The sequence below is a fragment of the Streptomyces sp. SCL15-4 genome, from assembly GCF_033366695.1.
In the GTDB taxonomy this organism is placed as follows: domain Bacteria; phylum Actinomycetota; class Actinomycetes; order Streptomycetales; family Streptomycetaceae; genus Streptomyces.
In genome coordinates, this window is record NZ_JAOBTQ010000001.1 from 7542631 (window position 1) to 7560931 (window position 18301).

Genomic DNA, 18301 nt, shown 5'->3' on the forward strand with positions numbered 1-18301 from the left:
AGAACGAGGAGCGGCGAGCCGCTTTTAAGTCAAGTGCTTGACTTACCTTAGCGGGCCGCCGCCGGACCGGGCGCGCGACGGCGGCTCACCGGGCCCGGTCCGGGCGGGCGGCCGGCGCGCCGTAGGCTGTGACCGGCTGGACCTCGCCCGCTTCGGCCGAGGACCCGGGGCGGAGTGCGGGACGGACCGCCCCCGGGGTGGCGCACGTCCCGGAGCGGTGGTGAGCATGGCGCGCAGGACGGCGCGGACCGAACAGGTGAACGCGACGCGGGAGGCGATCCTGACCGCGGCGGAACGGCTGTTCGCCGAGCACGGCGTGTACGCCGTCTCCAACCGCCAGGTCAGCGAGGCCGCCGGCCAGGGCAACAACGCCGCCGTCGGCTACCACTTCGGCACCAAGGCCGACCTGGTCCGCGCGGTCGCCCGGCGGCACACCGGGCACATCGAGACGCTGCGGGAGCGGGCCCTGAAGGAGACCGCGGGCTCAACGGACGTGCGCGACTGGGTCGGCTGCCTGGTCCGCCCGGTCACCGAGCACCTGGCCGGACTCGGCAGTCCCACCTGGTACGCCCGCTTCTGCGCGCAGGTGATGACCGACCCGGCGCTGCACGAGATCATGGTCGAGGAGTCCCTCGCCTCGCCGGCGCTGCGCGAGGCGGTCGAGGGCCTGAACCGGGCCCTGCCGGACCTGCCGCCCGAGGTCCGCGCCGAACGCGGCCAGATGGTCCGGCTGCTGATCCTGCACACCTGCGCCGAGCGCGAGCGGGCCCTGGCCGAGGGCACCCCGACCCCGCACGCCACCTGGAGCGAGGCCGCGACAGGGCTCGCCGACGCGATCGTGGGCCTGTGGCTGGCACCGGTCAGCGCCCGGGCGGCGGCACCGGAGCGGTCCTCCTCGGACTGAGGCGGGCGGTGTGCGCGGCGGGGGTCAGGAGGTCCGTGGTGGCCCGGCCCATCCCAGGGACCGTTCGACGGCCCGCTTCCAGTCGCCGTACTCCGCCTCGCGCCGCTCGGGGTCCATGGCGGGCAACCACTGCGCGGCCCGGTGCCAGTTGCGGCGCAGCACCTCCAGTCCGGGCCAGTAGCCGGCGGCGAGGCCGGCCGCGTAGGCCGCGCCCAGGGAGACGGTCTCGGCGACCATGGGCCGCACCACGGGCACGTCGAGCACGTCGGCCACGAACTGCATGAGCAGGTTGTCCGCGGTCATGCCGCCGTCCACCTTGAGCTGCGGCAGGGGCACCGGGAAGTCGGCGTTCATCGCGTCGACCACCTCCCGGGTCTGCCACCCCGTGGCCTCCAGCACCGCACGCGCCAGATGCCCCTTGGTGATGTACGAGGTGAGGCCGACGATGACCCCGCGCGCGTCGCTGCGCCAGTGGGGCGCGAACAGCCCGGAGAAGGCCGGGACGATGTAGCAGCCGCCGTTGTCCTCGACCGTGCGGGCGAGGGTCTCGATCTCCGGGGCGCTGCCGATCAGGCCCAGGCGGTCGCGGAACCACTGGACGAGCGCGCCGGTGACCGCGATCGACCCCTCCAGGGCGTAGGCCGGAGGCTGGTCCCCGATCTTGTAGGCGACGGTGGTGAGCAGCCCGTGCCGGGAGCGCACGACGTCGTCGCCGGTGTTGAGCAGCAGGAAACTCCCGGTGCCGTAGGTGCACTTGGCCTCGCCGGGGGAGAAACAGGTCTGGCCGAAGAGGGCGGCCTGCTGGTCGCCGAGGGCGGCGGTGAGGGGGATGCCGGGCAGCAGCGCGCTCGCCTCGCCGTACCGCTCGGCGGAGGAGCGGATCTCGGGCAGCATCGGGCGGGGCACGCCGAAGAAGTCCAGCAGCTCGTCGTCCCAGGCGAGCGTGTGGATGTTCATCAGCATCGTGCGGCTGGCGTTGGTGGCGTCGGTCAGGTGCAGGCCGCCGCCGGTGCCGCCGGTGAGATTCCAGACGAGCCAGCTCTCCATCGTCCCGAACAGCACGTCACCGTCCCGGGCGCGCTGCTCGACGCCCTTGACGTGGTCGAACAGCCAGCGGATCCGCAGCGCGGAGAAATAGGTGGAGGGCGGCAGGGCGCACCGCTGGAGGAAGAACGCCTCGCCGGGGTGGCGCAGGAGGTCCTCGACCAGGGGCGCGGTACGGGTGTCCTGCCAGACGATGGCCCGGCCCAGCGGGACACCGGTGTGCCGGTCCCAGAGCACCGTGGTCTCCCGCTGGTTCGCCAGCCCGATGGCGGCGACCTGCTCCGTGCCGACCCCGGCGGCGGACAGGGCCTCGGGCACCACCCGGCGCAGGTTCTGCCAGATCTCCACGGCGTCGTGCTCCACCCATCCGGGCCGCGGGAAGTGCTGCCGGTGCTCCCGCTGCGCGACCGAGACCAGCCGCCCGCGGTGGTCGAAGAGGATGCAGCGGGTGGAGTTGGTGCCCTGATCGACCGACATCACATACCGCTCAGTCATGATCGGGTCTGCCTTCCGGGGGATCGTGGGCGGCTGTCCTGGCCTACCAGCGGGCGGCTCCCAGATCTCTGGAGATCGCCCGCGCGGCCTCACGGAGCAGGCCGATCAGCGCGGGCCGGGGCCGGCACCGGCCGTCGCAGACCCGCTCCACCGGCCCGGACAGCCCGATGGCGCCCACGACGAGCCCGCCGTGCCCCCGGATCGGCGCCGCGATCCCGGCCTCGCCCATGCTCATCTCCTGGATCTCGGCCGCCCATCCGGTGTCCCGGACGGCGGCGAGCGCCCGGGCGAGGCGCTCGGGATCGGTCAGGGTGTGCCGGGTGTACGCCTCCAGCCCGGGCCCCCGCTCGGGCTCGGCCGTCGCCGTGCCGTAGGCCAGCAGCACCTTGCCGAGCGAGGAGGCGTGCAGCGGCAGCAGCGCGCCCACGTCCAGCGTCTGGAAGCTGTCGTCGGGCCGGAACACATGGTGGACGACGAGGACCCTGCCCTCCAGGGGTGTGCCCAGGCGCACCGCCTCCCCGCTGCGGGCGGCCAGGGCGTCGGCCCAGTTCAGGGAGCGTGAGCGCAGTTCGTTGACGTCCAGGTAGCTGGTGCCCAGGTGCAGCAGGGCGGCCCCGAGCTGGTACTTCCCGGTCGCCGCGTCCTGCTCCACGAAGTCCACGTGCTGGAGTGTGCGCAGGATGCCGTGGGCGGTGCCCTTCGCCAGCCCGAGCGAGGCCGCCACCTCGCCGAGTCCGAGCCGGCGGGGCCCGCCGGCGAGCAGCCGCAGAATCGCCGCCGCCCGCTCGATCGACTGGACGGGTCCGGCCATGAGGCGAGCCTATTACCGCCGCGGGCGCTTCGCCCCGTGGGACGGCTGGGACGGCTGGGACGGCTGGGCCCGGCTTTCCCGCACCGCCTTCCGTACGGTGTTCGCGCAGGGCGGAGCCCGGTGCGGGCCGGGGACGCGGGGAGGCGTTCGGTAATGCCGACTCCTGTTCATTGACCCGCCCGATATGTCTCCCTAACGTGCTTTGAGGCCCGGAAGACGCCGAGACAGCGTGCGAGACCGGCAGTAGATCGGGAGAGAACATGGTGGCTCAGCTCAATACCCTGCTTCGGGTGGCACACGAACATGTGTGTCCGGTGCCTCCCGTCGCCGGCGCGGTCTCGGCCGTACGCCGGCGGGTGGCGGCGCTCCTCGCCGACTGGAGCGTATGTCCGGAGATCGTCGAGGACTCGCTGCTCGTGGTGTCGGAGCTGGTCACCAACGCGATCGTGCACGCCCGGCCGCCGGCCGAACTCCGGCTGTCCTGGGTGCGCGGCGACCACCCTCCCACCCTGCGCGTGGAGGTCACCGACGCCGGAACCGACTTCGCCGCGGGGCCGTCCCGCGCCGGGATCGACCCGGACGAGCACGGCCGGGGCGAGGCGATCGTCCGCGCCCTGGCGACCCGCCACGGCATACGGGTCCACGCCGAGCGGATCACCCGCTGGGCCGAGCTGGTCGCGGCCTGAGGCACGGCCCCGGTCCCGGCCGCCACGGCGGCCGGAGAACCGGCCGCAGGCCGAGCCCGGCCGGGGCGTGCGCGTCCGCCGTCTCGGGCACGACGGCCTTCTCGCCGCCGGCGTGCTCGCCGGCGACGAGTTCCGGCAGCACCTGCTCGGCGCCCGGCATGCGCGCCGCCCCGGACCCCTGAAGCGCACGGATTCACCGGACCCGGCGCCGCCATGTCGCCGTTTGACCGGCCGCACCACCGTCCTCGAAGCCCAGTACGCCGCGGTTGCCGAAGCCGAGTGCATACGTCCTGCCGGTCCGGCACCATGGCACAGGAGCGGTCGGCAGCCCGCAGGAACCCTCGGGCAGCCATGGCGGACGGGGGGCGAAGCAGTGAGGAAGAACCCGGAGCCCGCTGGGACGGCGGCGGAGGAAGCGGGAACCGGGGACTTACCGCCCGCCGTACCCCGGCAGTCCCGCGCCCGGGGTGTGCTCCTCCTGGCCGCCGCCTGGCCGATGGGTCTCGCGGGATTCTGGCAGGCCCTGGCCGCGTTCGACCACTGGCAGGACGCCCGGCTCCGGTCCACGATGGCCGTCGACGCGTTCGGCCCGCGTGCCCCCTGGTGGTACCCGACGGTCGTCGCCGGGGCCCTGATCGTGGCCGGTGCCGTGGCGCTCGGGACCGTACGCGCTGTGGTGCTGCGACGTCCTCCGGGCGGGCAGGGCTTCGGTCGTCTGCGACTCTTCCTGCCGATCATGGCGTTCAACTCGGTGCCCGGACTCTGGGGAGCGGACTCACCGTTGCCCTGGTGGGATCTCGGCCTTCTGATTCCCCTCGTCGCGGTGTCCGCCCAGACCCTGTTGTTCGGCGCGCGCCGTCTCGCCGTGCTCGGACGGCAGCACCTCGCGGAGATCATCCGGTCCCCGGCGGAACTCCGCAGGAACTCGTTCACGCTCTATCTGAGGTCCTTCGAGGACGACGTACGGCGTACGGCGCTGGAGGAGAACGAGCGTCCGGCACCCGGGCCGGGCGCCGTGGTGTCGGACCTCGGGCTGTCCACGCGGACCGAGGAGGAGCAACTGGCACAGGCACTGAAGCCGGTGGCACCGATGGTCGCCGTGGGCCGCCCCGGGGAGCGGCTTCCCCTGGTCGGTGCCCGGCGGCTGTATCTGCCGATCGACGACTGGCAGGACACCGTCTGGGACTTGATGGGGCGAGCGCGGCTCGTGGTGATGGCTGTGGGGCTGGGTCCCGGACTGCTGTGGGAATTCAGGGAGGCGACGCGGCTGCTCCCCGCGGAACGACTCGTTCTCCTCGTGCCCGGCCGCGAGGAGTACGAGACGTTCCGGGCCCAGGCGGCGCCGCCTGGGCAGGACGCGGTGCGACCGGGGCAGGCGGGGGACGCCTGGGCACCGCCCGCCCTGCCGGCCTATCCCGACAGCGAGCCTCCGGCCGGCCTCACATTGAAGGGCGCTGTGTACTTCGACGTCGACTGGGCCCCACACTTCGTACTCTTCGGCGCGGGCAGGAGCCGGAACAGACTCGGCGGCGTGGTCCGAGCGGCTATGGAGGAAGGGCTCGAGCCGGTTTTCGACCGGTACCGTCCCGGCCGCCACCGGTGATACGGCCCGCGTCGCGCGTGTCAGGCTCCTCCGACTGACGGAAGGTGATTTTGTGGCTGAATCGCACGACTCGCTGTGGAACCCGGCGGTCGGTCATTCGGACTACTCGAGGGACGCCGACAAATACCAGCAGGTCGTCTTCGAGCAGTACAAACTCTGCGTGGAGATGGCCGACAGGGTCAGCGCCCGGCGCAATCTGGCCAACACCTTCTTCCTCTCGATGAACAGCGCAGTCGTCACCGTTCTCGCCGTACTCGCCCACGACACACCCTCTTCGTCGCTCTCGGTTCCGGCGCTCGCGGCAGGGTTGGTGATCCTGCTCGCTCAGTGCGCCGCCTGGTGGTTCATGGTCCGTTCCTACCGGCAGCTCAACGCGGCCAAATGGCGGGTGATCGGCATGTTCGAGGAGCGGCTGCCGGCCTTCGCCTACTCGCGCGCCGAATGGGCGATGCTCGACGGAGGCCGGAACTGGCGCACCTACCTGCCGTTGACACACGTCGAGCAGTGGGTTCCGGTCATATTCTGTGTGGCGTACCTGCTAGGGTTCGCGGCGCTGGCGCTGTGACGTGGGCAATCGGCCGGCCGATGGCCGGTGCACGGCCGCCCGGCCCCGCGCCCCCACGACGAACAGGGAGTTGACGGATGCCGACCGTCGCCACCACCGGGCACATGGATCTCACAGTGGCAAGCGTCGAGCCGGTCCGCAACGCCCTGCGGCAGGCGCTCGCCGAGGAGGTCGGCGCGGACGGTGGCCTGATCGGGATCTCCTGCCTGGCTCCGGGAGCGGACACCCTGTTCGCCGAAGCGGTGCTCGAAGCCGGGGGAGACCTGGTCGTCGTCCTGCCGTCGCGGGACTACCGGAAGAAGCAGGTGGGCCCGGAACACGCATGCGTCTTCGACCAATTGGTGAAGGCGGCGTCCGAGGTCGTCATCATGCCCTTCGCCACGGCTGATCGACGCGCCTACGAGGCGGCGAACGCCGAACTCGTCAAGCGGGCCGATGCGTTGGTGGCCGTGTGGGACGGCACACCGCCCTCCGGCCGCGGCGGCGGTACGGCCGACACGGTGCTCAAGGCACGCGGCGCCGGCGTACCCGTACACGTCGTGTGGCCGGAGGGAGCCTCGCGGCGGGGCCAGGGATGATCCTCGACCTCATCGAGGAGGGCATCGCCGCAGGCAAGGGAGTCCTGGAAGTCCTCGGCGCCGATGTCACCGCGTTCACGCCGGCCGGTGTGTCCTCCGTGGTGTTCACCGGCCTCGCGGCCCTCCGCGCCGCCCGCCGCCCCGTGCCCGCCGCCCCGTGCCCGGCGGCCCCGTGGAGTGCCTGGTCACCACCAGCGGCTGACGGCCCGGTACCGGGCCGTCCCGGGGCGAACGCGCCCCGGTGGCCTACGCTCCAGTAATATCCGGCGGCAGGCCACCCGAGGAGGAACCGTGTCCCGGTCCGAACGCTCACCCCTGCTGCTCGCCGGCCTGCTGGCCGCCGCCGGGGTCGCCCACTTCACCGCGCCCCGGCAGTTCGACGCGACCGTCCCCCGGGCGCTGCCGGGCCCGCCCCGGGCCTGGACCTACGCCAGCGGGGCCGTCGAACTGGCCCTGGCGGCCGGTCTCGCGGCGCCCCGCACCCGCGCCTCGGCCGCGAAGGCGGCGGCCGCCTTCTTCGTCGGCGTCTTCCCGGCGAACGTCCAGATGGCCGTCGACTGGCGCCGCCGGCCGGCGCCGCTCCGGACGGCGGCGCTGGCCCGGCTGCCCCTCCAGGTGCCCCTGGTGCTGTGGGCGCGCGGCGTGGCCCGGAACGCGAAGGGGCGGTCGTGACACGGCCCCTCGCGGTCGGCGACACGGCGGAGGACTTCGCCCTGCCCGACGAGATGGGCACCACCCGCCGGCTCACCGAACTGCTGGCCGGCGGACCCGTCGTGCTCTTCTTCTACCCCGCCGCCCTCACCCCCGGCTGCACCGCCGAGGCCTGCCACTTCCGGGACTTGGCCGCCGAGTTCGCGGCCGTCGGCGCCCGGCCCGTCGGCATCAGCGGCGACGCCGTCGACAGGCAGCGGGAGTTCACCGACCGGCACCGGCTCGGCATGCCGCTGCTCTCCGACGCCGACGGCACGGTCCGCGAGCGGTTCGGCGTCACCCGCGGCTTCTCCCTGGCCCCGACCAAGCGCGTCACCTTCGTGATCGCCGAGGACCGTACCGTCCTGGAGGTCGTGCGCAGCGAGCTGCGCATGAACACCCACGCCGACCGGGCCCTCGCCGCGCTCCGCGCCCGCCGGGGCTGAGCGGCGGTCACTGGAAGGGGCAGCCCGGGTTCGGGGCGTCCTCGGAGAACGGGGAGCCGTGCGGCAGCACGTACAGCACCTCCAGGACGAGCGGGGTGTCGCCCAGGTTGCGGCCGATGTGGACGTAGCCCGGGCCGGCCGGCTCCTGGATCGTCCCGCCGGTGCGGTACACGCCGTCCGACGCGCAGGTGGAGTCGAAGTGGCTGAGGGTGCCCTGCCGCACGACGCCGTACAGCGGGCCGTCGTGGTAGTGCCAGCCGGTGGTCTGGCCGGGCGGGAGCGTGACCTCCCGCAGGATGTAGTCGGTCCCGTCGGCCGTGGTCCGGGCGAGGATCCGGGACGTGATGCCGGGTCCCGCCGGGGTAGCCCCGGCGAAGGAGCAGGTCATGAGGGCGGCGCCGGTGACGACGGCGGTCACGGCGGTACGGAGTGCGATGCGCATGCCGGCCTCCGGAAGGCGTGGAAGGGTATCGCCGCGACCCTAGGGGCGCGGCCGTGCCCTCGGGGCCGGAATCCCCGCATCCGGATACGGCCGCCCGCGCGGCGGTGCGCGGGCGGGGCCGCGCACCGGTGCCGGCGGCGGCCCGGGCGCGCTGCCGTGGTCACCCGGCAGGCCGCCAGCCCAGCGCCGGCCCGAGTTTCGTCGCCATGTCCGTCAGGATCTGTACGTAGTCCTCGTGCTCGAAGGTGAAGGGCAGCGCGAACGCCACCTCGTCGACCTCCCGGAAGGCGGCGTGCGCGGACAGCCGTTCGGCCAGCTCCGCCGAGGTGCCCACCAGGTCCGGCGCGAACAGCTGCCGCGCCGGGCCCTGCGGGGAGGCCGTGCGGGGCAGCCGCCGGGCCGCGTACTCCGCGTATTTGGCGCGCTGCGCGGGGCTCGCGGAGTCGGTCGGGATCACCACCAGCCCATGGGAGACCCGGGCGGCCTCCCCGTCCGGGTGGTGGGCCCGGAACTCCCGGATGAGGGACAGCTGGATCCGGGCGAAGTCCGGCGGGCCGTCCACGGCTCCGGTGTCCTCCACCTTGACCACGCTGCTGGTCAGGAGGTTCATGCCGTGCTCGCCCGCCCAGCGCGCCGACCGCAGGCTGCCGCCGCCGTACCACATCCGCTGCCCGAGCCCGGGGGAGTGCGGCTGGACCACGTCGGAGAACACCTCGAAACCCTTCACGCCGCTGAAGTCGCTGGCGGGCTTGCCGCGCACCAGGTCCAGCAGCCGCCGCACCCGCTCGAAACCGAAGTCCTCCGCGTCGGCGGTGTCCGGGTAGAGGGCGCCCTTGACCTGGTCGAAGTGCGTCGGCGGGCCCACGCTGACGCCCGGGTTCAGCCGCCCGCCGGACAGCACGTCCACCGTCGCCAGATCCTCGGCGAGCCGCAGCGGGTTCTCCCAGCCGAGCGGCGTCACCGCGGTGCCGAGCTGGATCCGCCGGGTGCGCTGTGAGGCGGCGGCCAGGACCGCGACCGGTGAGGAGATGCCGTACTGCAGATGCCGGTGGCGCAGCCAGGCGCTGTCGAAGCCGAGCCGCTCGCCCAGCTCGATGATCTCCAGCGTGGACTCGTGGCCCCGCCCGGGGTCCGCCGCGTCGAACAGGCCGATGGTCAGAAAGCCCAGCTTGCGCAGGGGGCGAGGAGTGGACGGCAACGGGTCCTCCAGCGGTCGTGGGTCGGCTCCGCCTCGATTCTGGCAGGCCGGTGTGACAACCGTGTGATCAATCTGCCGGTGCCGCCGGCAGCGGGATCACGACCTCGTCCTCGACCGGGGGATCGAGTTCCTGCGCGCGGTTGCCCGTCGCGGCGAAACAGCGCAGCCGTACGGTTTCCGCCGTGACGTCCAGCCGCAGGAAGGACTTGAAGAACGGCGGGCTGTAGGTGACGGAGGACGGCGAGAACAGCTGGGTGTACATCTTGCGCACGGGCAGCCGGAACCGGGCGGGACGGTCGGGGCGGCGGCCGGTGCCGAGCAGGCCCGCGACCAGCCGGGTGCGGCGGGTGACCCGGGCGTCGGGGCCCGGGGCGCGGGCCGGTTCGATGCCGAGCCGTTCGGCGACGACGGCCGCCGCCTCCTCCTGCGTCAGGCGGAAGAAGCGGCGCAGCCGCAGCCGGTGCCCGTACAGGCGGCTGTAGAAGGCGAGCGAGTCGCCGCGCAGCGGATAGCAGCGGAACTCGCGTTCGGTGACGCCGCCCACCGACACCCGGGGGATGGTGTGCGTGGCGTGCGTGAACGCCCCGCCGCCGCCCGCCACGACGTACTGGACGGTGCGGCCGTCCACCGTCACCGGATAACGCTGGTAGTTGTGGATGTCACCGCCGATCGCGGCCACGTAGTGGTGCTCCGGGTCCCGGACGACGTCGTCCACCGTGCCGCCGCCCTCGATCGGGCAGGGGTGGTGCTCGCCGTCGACGTACAGCGGCGAACCGGTGACGAGGATCTTCGGCCTGGGCCCCCGCGACACCTCCCGCAGCCAGGCGCCCTGTTCGGCGTCGACCGTGCCCAGCAGACCGGTGTCGATGCCGACGATCCGCAGCGGCCCCGCGTCGATCGCCCAGTACGGCCCCGGCTGTTCGGCGCGCTGCCCCGGTGCCGACCGCAACGCCCGTGCCGCGGCGAACCGTTGCTCGTCGGCGGGGCGCGCCCGGTGCCACAGCAGGGACCGCCACCAGGCGCGGGTCAGCGGGCGGGGCGGGGGCTTTGGGGCGGGCGGCGGGGTGTCGGCGCAGAAGACGCGCATGAAGGCGCCGAGGTCCTCGTACCAGTCGTGGTTGCCCGGTATCGCGTAGATCGGCCCCGGGTAGTCCTGGTAGGGCCGGAAGAACTTGTCGCCGTAGTCGTCGGCGCCGCCGACGGGATAGACGACGTCGCTGGCGAGCACCGCGAAGTCGGTTCCCTGACCGACCCTCAGAAAGCCGGGCACGACGGCGTATTGGGAGTGGCCTCCCTCGCCGGTGTCCCCGATGACCATGAAGGAGAACGACTCCGGTACGTCCCGCCGGATCAGCTTGTCGGCGGGCGCCCCCGCCTCCGCCCGGCGGGCCACCCAGCGGCCGCGGGTGGCGCCGGTCGGGTCGCCGAACCAGGACGCGAGAACGCCGTTGCGGGCGGCCCACAGGATGCGGGGATCGAGCCACGACAGGTTCTCGACGTGGTCCGGCAGCAACTGCCGGTAGGCGCCGGGCCGGGCCTCGCCCCAGCCGGCGCCCTGTGCGGTATCGCGTGAGGAGTCAGACACGCGGTGCACGGTAACAACGCCCCGACCAGCGACGGAAAGCCGGGTCCGGCCCAACGGGACTGCCGGCGGGGCGTGTTGCGCGCGACCGTCCGGTGGCGTACCGGTGCGTGGCCTCCTTTTGGCACCGGACGCCGGAGGGGTGTCGTCCCGTGGCGGACGGGCGGCCGTAGGGAGCGGACAGGGCGGCGGCCGTCCGGACCCTCCGGGCCCTCGGTCCGGCGGGGCCACGACCTCGGCGTCCGCGCCGAGCCGCGGTGGCATGCCGGCGGCGTGTTCCGCGGACGCGACGGCAAGGACGGCCCGGACGCGGCCGGCGGGACCCGGCGGGGTCGCGCTGTCCCGTGTGGCGCGCGCCACCACCGGTTCCATGAGGCCGGGCAACCGACGCGGGAGCGCGGCTGCCGGCCGTACCACCGCCTTCCCTGGTGGCGGCGGGCGCCGAAGCCGGCCGGGCAGGACTGCCGGTGCGCGGCCGGGCCGGAGCCCGCCGGCCGCTCCAAGCGTTCCCGGAGGATTCGGATCGAGGCCGCGAGGAGCGTCGGCGGGTCACCGCTTCCGGGCGACCCCGCCGTACTCGGCGACGGCCTTGGGGGCGGGCGGACCGGGCAATGGGTCGTCGGTCGTGTCCTTCTCTCCTCCGGGGCCCTGATCCGGCCACGAACTCCCCCCGGGGCCCTGCCCGGCCCCTGCCCGACCCACGCCCCCGCGCCCGCCGTTCACCTCCGGATTCGTCCAGGCCGGCCGATAGGGAAAACCCTCGATTGACCCGGCCAGAGGTGACATGGATCGGTCAAGGCTGTCATTCTCCCTGCGCACCCTGATCCACCCCACCGATTCCCGGATCACGGCCCCGCACGACTCAGCTCACCCGGGCAGCAGACCCCTCTGCCCGTCTGTCACCTCACCGGCCGCCGATCGGCGACCGCAGCAGGAGGAGTACGCGTGAGACCCCACAGACCCCTTCCCCACAAGCGCGCCACGGCGGCAGCCGCGCTGCTCTCCACCGCGGCGTTCCTCGCCGTCGGCCTCCAGGCGACCGGCGCGGCCGCCGCCCCGGCCGCCCCCCACCCCGGCCCGCTGCGCACCGGCGGACTGGAGGCCGAACTCAGCCCGGCCCAGCACCAGGCACTCCTCGAGAGCGCCCGGGACAAGACCGCCGGCACCGCCCGCACCCTCGGCCTCGGCGCGCGGGAGAAGCTGGTCGTCAGGGACGTCGTCAAGGACAACGACGGCACCCTGCACACCCGGTACGAGCGCACCTACGACGGCCTGCCCGTCCTCGGCGGCGACCTCATCGTGCACACCCCGCCCGCCTCGCTGGCCAAGGGGACCGTGAGCACCACCTTCAACAGCAAGCGCACGATCAAGGTGCCCTCCACCACCGCCACCTTCGCCAAGGCCGCCGCCGAGACCAAGGCGCTGAAGGCCGCGAAGGCGCTGGCCGCCGGCAAGCCCGCCACGGACAGCGTCCGCAAGGTGATCTGGGCCGGCGCCGGCACCCCGAAGCTCGCCTGGGAGACGGTCGTCGACGGCCTCCAGGACGACGGCACCCCCAGCCGGCTGCACGTCGTCACCGACGCCACCACCGGCAAGGAGCTGTACCGCTACCAGGCGGTCAAGACCGGGACCGGCAACACCCAGTACAGCGGTGCCGTCACCCTGAACACCACGCTGTCGGGCTCGACGTACCAGCTGTACGACACCACGCGCGGCGGCCACAAGACCTACAGCCTCAACCGGGGCACCTCCGGCACCGGCAGCCTGATGACCGACGCCGACGACGTCTGGGGCGACGGCACCGGCTCCAACACCCAGACCGCGGGCGCCGACGCCGCCTACGGCGCGCAGGAGACCTGGGACTTCTACAAGAACACCTTCGGCCGCAGCGGCATCCGCAACGACGGCGTCGCCGCCTACAGCCGCGTCCACTACAGCAGCGGTTACGTCAACGCCTTCTGGGACGACAGCTGCTTCTGCATGACCTACGGCGACGGCAGCGGCAACACCCACGCCCTGACCTCGCTGGACGTGGCCGGCCACGAGATGAGCCACGGCGTCACCTCCAACACCGCCGGTCTGGAGTACAGCGGCGAGTCCGGCGGCCTGAACGAGGCCACCTCCGACATCTTCGGCACCGGCGTGGAGTTCTACGCGAACAACTCCAAGGACGTCGGCGACTACCTCATCGGCGAGAAGATAGACATCAACGGCGACGGCTCGCCGCTGCGCTACATGGACAAGCCCAGCAAGGACGGCGGGTCCAAGGACAGCTGGTATTCCGGGATCGGCAGCCTCGACGTGCACTACTCCTCGGGCCCGGCGAACCACATGTTCTACCTGCTGTCCGAAGGCAGCGGGACCAAGGTCGTCAACGGCGTGACCTACAACAGCCCGACGTCCGACGGCGTCGCCGTCACCGGCATCGGCCGCGACGCCGCGCTGAAGATCTGGTACAAGGCGCTGACGACGTACATGACGTCCAGCACCAACTACGCCGGCGCCCGCACCGCCGCGCTCAACGCCGCCGCCGCGCTGTACGGCACCAACTCCGCGCAGTACGCCGGAGTCGGCAACGCCTTCGCCGGCATCAACGTCGGCGGTCACATCAACCCGCCGAGCAGCGGCGTGACGGTCACCAACCCGGGCAGCCAGTCCTCCACCGTCGGCACGGCCGTGAGCCTGCAGATCCAGGCGAGCAGCACCAACAGCGGCGCGCTGACCTACAGCGCCTCCGGTCTGCCCTCCGGCCTGACGATCAACGGCTCGACCGGTCTGATCACCGGCACGCCCACCGCGGCGGGCAGCTACAACACCACCGTGACGGTGACCGACTCCACCGGCGCGACCGGCACCGCCGCCTTCGCCTGGACGATCGGCACGACCGGCGGCGGCTGCTCGGCGACGCAACTGCTGGGCAACCCCGGCTTCGAGTCCGGCGGCACCGGCTGGAGCGCGAGCAGCGGAGTCATCACCACCGACAGCGGCCAGCCCGCCCACGGCGGCTCCTACAAGGCATGGCTGAACGGCTACGGCTCCACGCACACCGACACGCTGTCCCAGTCGGTGACCATCCCCGCGGGCTGCAAGGCGACCCTGACCTTCTACCTGCACATCGACACCGACGAGACCACCACCAGCACCCAGTACGACAAGCTGACGGTGACCGCCGGTTCGAAGACGCTCGCCACCTACTCGAACCTCAACGCGGCCTCCGGCTACGGCCAGAAGACCTTCGACCTGTCCTCGCTGGCGGGCTCCACGGTCACGCTGAAGTTCAACGGCGTGGAGGACTCCGGCCTCCAGACCAGCTTCGTCGTGGACGACACCGCCCTGACGACCGGCTGACCGCCTGACACCGCGCGCGGTCCCGCACCCGGTTCGCCGGGTGCGGGACCGCGTCGTGTCAGCCGAGCGGGTCCAGCGTGAGATATGCCTGCCGCGGGCTGCCGTCGTGCACCAGCGACTCCTGGTTGCCGACGTCGTCGAAGGCGAACGCGTAGGCCTTGCCGTCGGCCATCTGCGCGTGGACGGCGCGCGCGTACTGGTTGGTCACCGCGTCCCGGTAGAAGTCGGCCGCCGTGGTGTCCGGCTGATTCGCGCTGACCAGCAGCGTGGACCGGTTGAAACCGGCGCACAGCGTACGGGAGATGGGCCCGCGCACCGCGTCGTTGGGCGCGTCCAGCAGCTTGTGGCAGCCGAAGACACTGGACGCGTCGGGCTTCTGGAAACTGGTGACGACCGCGCCGGCGGAATTGGTGAAGTTCATGACGTTGCCCGAGACCCGGCCGTAGTACTTGGTGTTCGGCTGGTCCGCGAACGGCGTGACGGTCAGCGTCGACGTCGTGTACTTCTGCCAGACCCGGTTCACGTAGTCGTCCAGCACGTTCCCGGGAAGCGCCCCGGTCTCCACGCCGTACAGCGGGGACAGCGCGCGCAGCACCGTGCCGTCGGAGCGGGTCTGGATCAGGCCGGCCCAGCCGCCCGGCTGCGCGCGCAGCGCGGAGAAGAAGCCGTTCCAGCCACCGGACTTCAGATGCCCGGTGGTGCTCACGCCGCCGTCGGCGCGCTGCACACCGACCGCGTACGGCGCCGAGAACATGTCCACCTGCGTGCTGTTGAGCCAGAGGCCGGCGTCGTTGAGCGTGTACTCCGACCAGTTGAAGAGGATGTCGCGGTTGGGGTCGGACGGGTTCTGCACGGCCGGCTGGACCAGTCCGCCGGTGGTCAGCCGGAAGTCCAGCTTGCGGCCGTAGGAGAAGTAGATCCGGCCGGAGAACTTCGGGATGCGGATCGTCTTGGACTGGCCGGCGGCCGGCCCGGGTATCGCGGCGTCCGGCGCGGGAGTCGGCGGGTTCCCTCCGGCCGGCCAGGCGTGGAAGACGCCGTCCGCGTCGGCCCAGCCCTGCCGTCCCGAGGACAGCTGGGTGCCGAGGTCGTAGACGTACACCGGCTCGGAGCGGCCCGAGTTGTTGGTGATCGTCAGCGGGATGGTGTCGGGGACGGCGGCGGCGGCGCGGCCCGGGGTGCCGAGCGCGAGCAGTCCGCCGAGCAGCGCCGTGGCGGCGGCCAGGGGCAGCACGCCCCGCGTGAGCGTGTGAGGCAACTCTCCACCTCCGTGTGGGGTCGGGGTCGTACGGAATTGGTCCGTACCGCTGTGAGAGCGCTCTCAGATTCCCGGTCACGGCGAGTGCATGTCAATGCCGGAGACGAGATCGGCCCGGTGCCCGCCGGGCGGCGGACACCGGGCCGGGCCGTCAGAACGCGCGCTTGAGCAGGTCGAGCAGCGCCGTCCAGTGCCGCTCGTCGGCCTGCCGGTCGTAGGCGGGGGTGTCCGCCTGGGTGTAGCCGTGGCGGGCGCCGGCATAGACCTCGCAGGTGTGCCGCACACCGGCGGCGGTCAGCGCCTCCTCGAAGCGCGCGATCTGCTCCGGCGGCAGCGACGGGTCCTCGTCGGCATGCCCGAAATACAGCTCCGCGGTGATGCGCGGGGCCTCCCGGTGCGGGCTGTCCGGGTCGTCGGTGGCCAGGCCCCCGCCGTGGAAACCGGCCGCCGCCGCGACCCGGTCCGGATAGGCGCCCGCCGTCCACAGCACGAGCCGGGACCCCATGCAGTAGCCGGTCAGCGCGACCGGGCCGTCCGCCACCAGCGGGCTGTCGGCCAGCCAGCGCAGATAGGCGCCCGCGTCCCGCTTGACCAGGTCCGGCGTGAGCCCGGCCAGCATCGGGCCGAGCCGCTCCCAGATGGTCGGGTCGGCGCCCGGGTCGATGAACTCGGGCAGGTCCGCGACCGGCGCCCGGCCGAGCCGGTAGAACACGTTCGGCAGCAGCACGGTGTAACCCGCCGCGGCCAGCCGGTCGGCCATCGACTTCAGGTGCGGTCGCGGGCCGTAGGCGTCCTGATAGAACAACACGCCCGGGCGGGGCCGGCCGTCGGCGGGATGGACCAGGTAGGCGTCGGCGATCCCGTCCTCGGTCCGGATGTCGACATCGTCACGCTGGAGATCGGTCATGGTGGACAAACCCTCCCTCGGGAATCGGGCGCCGGGCGCGGGTGGTCCCCGGCGTCTTGGCTGCGACCATGCTGTCACGCAAGATCGACAACGCTCGCCGGGTCCGGGCGGACGGGGCGGGCGTGGGTGTGCGGAGACCTGTATGCGGGGCGCCTGTGTGGTGCGCGTCTGTGCGGGGCGCCTTCATGTGGGGGTGGCGCCTGTGTGGGGTGCGGCTATGCGGGCCGCGGCTGTGTGCGGGGCGCACATGTGCGGGACGCACACGTGGGGAGCGGCCCATGTGTGAAGCCCCCATCGCGGAGGCCGTCCGCGGGCCGGCTGCTCACTCGAAGCGGCTGGTGTCGCCCGCGCCTCGCCGGACGATCTCCGCCTCGCCTCCGGAGAAGTCGACCACCGTCGTCGGCTCGGTGCCGCACTCGCCGGAGTCGACCACCGCGTCCACCACGTGCTCGAGCCGGTCCTTGATCTCCCAGCCCTGGGTCAGCGGCTCCTCCTCGTCGGGCAGCAGCAGCGTGCTGGACAGCAGCGGTTCGCCCAGCTCCGCCAGCAGCGCCTGGGTGACCACGTGGTCCGGGATGCGCACGCCCACGGTCTTCTTCTTCGGGTGCAGCAGCTTGCGCGGCACCTCACGGGTGGCCGGCAGGATGAAGGTGTAGCTGCCGGGTGTGGACGCCTTCACCGCCCGGAAGACGTCGTTGTCCACCCGGACGAACTGGCCGAGCTGCGCGAAGTCCCGGCACATCAGGGTGAAGTGGTGCCGGTCGTCCAGCCGGCGGATGGCACGGATGCGGTCCATGCCGTCCCGGCTGCCCAGCCGGCAGCCGAGCGCGTAACAGGAGTCGGTCGGATATGCGATGAGCGCTTCCGAGCGCACCGCGTCGGCGATCTGCGCGATGCTGCGCGGTTGCGGGTTCTCGGGATGCACGTCGAAGTACTTCGCCACCCGTCGAGCTTATGCCGTCCCGGGCACCACACGCGCATCCCGGTCACCCGGCCGCCCCCGCCTCCCCGCACAGCGCACCCGGCCGGGGGTGTCCGGACGGCGATACCTATGGCTCCATACCTGTTTGACATGGGTATGTAGTCATACCTATCCTGGAGGGCATGTCCGGATCCAGCGCGCCCCAGCGGGACGTCGACAGCGTCGCTTCGGCGCTCGCCGACGCCCTGCCCGCGCTGTACCGTGCCCTGGACCGGCGGGTCGCCCGCGACTTCCCCCACCCCAAGCCGCCCGAGGGACACCTCAACCTGCTGCGGTACGTCGCCGAGCACGACGGTGCCACGGTGCGGGAGGCCGCCGACGCGCTGCTGATGAAGCCCAACAACGTCAGCGCGCTGGTCTCCCAGCTCACCGAGCAGGGCCTGCTGGAGCGCGGGCAGGACGGCACCGACAAGCGGGTCGTACGGCTGCACCTGATGCCGGTCGCCCGGCGGCGCCTGGCCGAGGTGCACGCACTCCAGGCCGGCCACCTCACCCAGGCCCTGCTCGCGCTGACCGAGGGCGAGATGGACGCGCTCGGCTCCGCCCTCGGCGCGCTCCAGTCACTGGCGCACCGCCTGCGCCCCGCCGCGCACTGACCCGCACGGCCGTACTCCCTGTAGGTCCGTACACGCCTGTACGCGCCCGTACGGCCCCGGTGTCCTGCGCCTTGCGTCCCGCGTCGCGTACCGAGTCCTCGCGCCTCACCGCACGGAGCGCCCGGCCACGCGTGCGCTTGTCACGTCTTCCCGCGCCCTCCACACC

At 72.7% G+C, this 18301-nt stretch carries 18 protein-coding genes; 10 read left to right on the forward strand and 8 right to left on the reverse strand.

The window, feature by feature from the left end:
- Nucleotides 1-226: 226 nt before the first annotated feature.
- Nucleotides 227-904 (forward strand): TetR/AcrR family transcriptional regulator, encoded by a 678-nt coding sequence (locus SCK26_RS34080; RefSeq protein ID WP_318205220.1) that lies wholly within the window; start codon nt 227-229, stop codon nt 902-904.
- A 24-nt stretch (nt 905-928) separates the two neighbouring features.
- Here the strand turns inward: SCK26_RS34080 and glpK are convergent, their stop codons facing one another.
- Nucleotides 929-2443, reverse strand: coding sequence for a glycerol kinase GlpK (gene glpK, locus SCK26_RS34085; RefSeq protein ID WP_318205221.1), 1515 nt, complete (start codon nt 2441-2443; stop codon nt 929-931).
- 43 nt (nt 2444-2486) lie between these two features.
- Nucleotides 2487-3254, reverse strand: coding sequence for an IclR family transcriptional regulator (locus SCK26_RS34090; RefSeq protein ID WP_318205222.1), 768 nt, complete (start codon nt 3252-3254; stop codon nt 2487-2489).
- Between the two features lie 290 nt (nt 3255-3544).
- Here SCK26_RS34090 and SCK26_RS34095 point away from each other — a divergent pair, with 290 nt between their 5' ends.
- The 7 genes from SCK26_RS34095 to SCK26_RS34125 all read left to right on the forward strand — a co-directional run bounded on the left by SCK26_RS34095 (nt 3545) and on the right by SCK26_RS34125 (nt 7822).
- A complete protein-coding gene (locus SCK26_RS34095) occupies nt 3545-3940 on the forward strand; it encodes an ATP-binding protein (RefSeq protein WP_318205223.1) in 396 nt (131 codons plus the stop codon).
- Between the two features lie 373 nt (nt 3941-4313).
- Nucleotides 4314-5543, forward strand: a complete 1230-nt coding sequence (locus tag SCK26_RS34100) for a hypothetical protein (RefSeq protein ID WP_318205224.1) — start codon at nt 4314-4316, stop codon at nt 5541-5543.
- Nucleotides 5544-5595: 52 nt separating this feature from the next.
- A complete protein-coding gene (locus SCK26_RS34105) occupies nt 5596-6108 on the forward strand; it encodes a hypothetical protein (RefSeq protein ID WP_318205225.1) in 513 nt (170 codons plus the stop codon).
- Between the two features lie 77 nt (nt 6109-6185).
- Complete coding sequence (locus SCK26_RS34110) at nt 6186-6686, forward strand: hypothetical protein (RefSeq protein WP_318205226.1); 501 nt, start codon at nt 6186-6188, stop codon at nt 6684-6686.
- Nucleotides 6683-6946, forward strand: a complete 264-nt coding sequence (locus SCK26_RS34115; RefSeq protein WP_318205227.1) for a hypothetical protein — start codon at nt 6683-6685, stop codon at nt 6944-6946. The genes SCK26_RS34110 and SCK26_RS34115 overlap by 4 nt, the downstream gene beginning before the upstream one ends.
- Nucleotides 6947-6977: 31 nt before the next feature.
- Entirely contained in the window at nt 6978-7358 is a 381-nt protein-coding gene (locus SCK26_RS34120) for a MauE/DoxX family redox-associated membrane protein (RefSeq protein ID WP_318205228.1), read from the forward strand.
- Nucleotides 7355-7822 (forward strand): peroxiredoxin, encoded by a 468-nt coding sequence (locus tag SCK26_RS34125; protein ID WP_318205229.1) that lies wholly within the window; start codon nt 7355-7357, stop codon nt 7820-7822. Before SCK26_RS34120 ends, SCK26_RS34125 begins: the two co-directional genes overlap by 4 nt.
- Nucleotides 7823-7829: 7 nt before the next feature.
- On the opposite strand, the gene SCK26_RS34130 is transcribed toward SCK26_RS34125, so the two are convergent.
- The 3 genes from SCK26_RS34130 to SCK26_RS34140 all read right to left on the reverse strand — a co-directional run bounded on the left by SCK26_RS34130 (nt 7830) and on the right by SCK26_RS34140 (nt 11047).
- A complete protein-coding gene (locus SCK26_RS34130; RefSeq protein ID WP_318205230.1) occupies nt 7830-8264 on the reverse strand; it encodes a cupin domain-containing protein in 435 nt (144 codons plus the stop codon).
- Nucleotides 8265-8424: 160 nt separating this feature from the next.
- Entirely contained in the window at nt 8425-9462 is a 1038-nt protein-coding gene (locus tag SCK26_RS34135) for an LLM class flavin-dependent oxidoreductase (RefSeq protein ID WP_318205231.1), read from the reverse strand.
- Nucleotides 9463-9529: 67 nt separating this feature from the next.
- Nucleotides 9530-11047 (reverse strand): metallophosphoesterase family protein, encoded by a 1518-nt coding sequence (locus SCK26_RS34140; protein ID WP_318205232.1) that lies wholly within the window; start codon nt 11045-11047, stop codon nt 9530-9532.
- Nucleotides 11048-11989: 942 nt separating this feature from the next.
- On the opposite strand from SCK26_RS34140, the gene SCK26_RS34145 reads away from it, so the two are divergent.
- Nucleotides 11990-14392 carry a M4 family metallopeptidase gene (locus tag SCK26_RS34145; protein WP_318205233.1) on the forward strand — a complete coding sequence of 801 codons (2403 nt, stop codon included), beginning with the start codon at nt 11990-11992 and terminating at the stop codon, nt 14390-14392.
- A 58-nt stretch (nt 14393-14450) separates the two neighbouring features.
- Here the strand turns inward: SCK26_RS34145 and SCK26_RS34150 are convergent, their stop codons facing one another.
- The 3 genes from SCK26_RS34150 to SCK26_RS34160 all read right to left on the reverse strand — a co-directional run bounded on the left by SCK26_RS34150 (nt 14451) and on the right by SCK26_RS34160 (nt 17500).
- Complete coding sequence (locus tag SCK26_RS34150) at nt 14451-15650, reverse strand: glycoside hydrolase family 64 protein (RefSeq protein ID WP_318205234.1); 1200 nt, start codon at nt 15648-15650, stop codon at nt 14451-14453.
- A 151-nt stretch (nt 15651-15801) separates the two neighbouring features.
- Nucleotides 15802-16557: a dienelactone hydrolase family protein gene (locus SCK26_RS34155; RefSeq protein WP_318205235.1), complete on the reverse strand. Its 756-nt coding sequence runs from the start codon at nt 16555-16557 to the stop codon at nt 15802-15804.
- A gap of 322 nt (nt 16558-16879) precedes the next feature.
- Nucleotides 16880-17500: an L-threonylcarbamoyladenylate synthase gene (locus SCK26_RS34160; RefSeq protein WP_318205236.1), complete on the reverse strand. Its 621-nt coding sequence runs from the start codon at nt 17498-17500 to the stop codon at nt 16880-16882.
- A 161-nt stretch (nt 17501-17661) separates the two neighbouring features.
- Between SCK26_RS34160 and SCK26_RS34165 the strand changes: the two genes are divergently transcribed.
- Nucleotides 17662-18135: a MarR family winged helix-turn-helix transcriptional regulator gene (locus SCK26_RS34165; protein WP_318205237.1), complete on the forward strand. Its 474-nt coding sequence runs from the start codon at nt 17662-17664 to the stop codon at nt 18133-18135.
- The last annotated feature ends 166 nt before the right edge of the window (nt 18136-18301 follow it).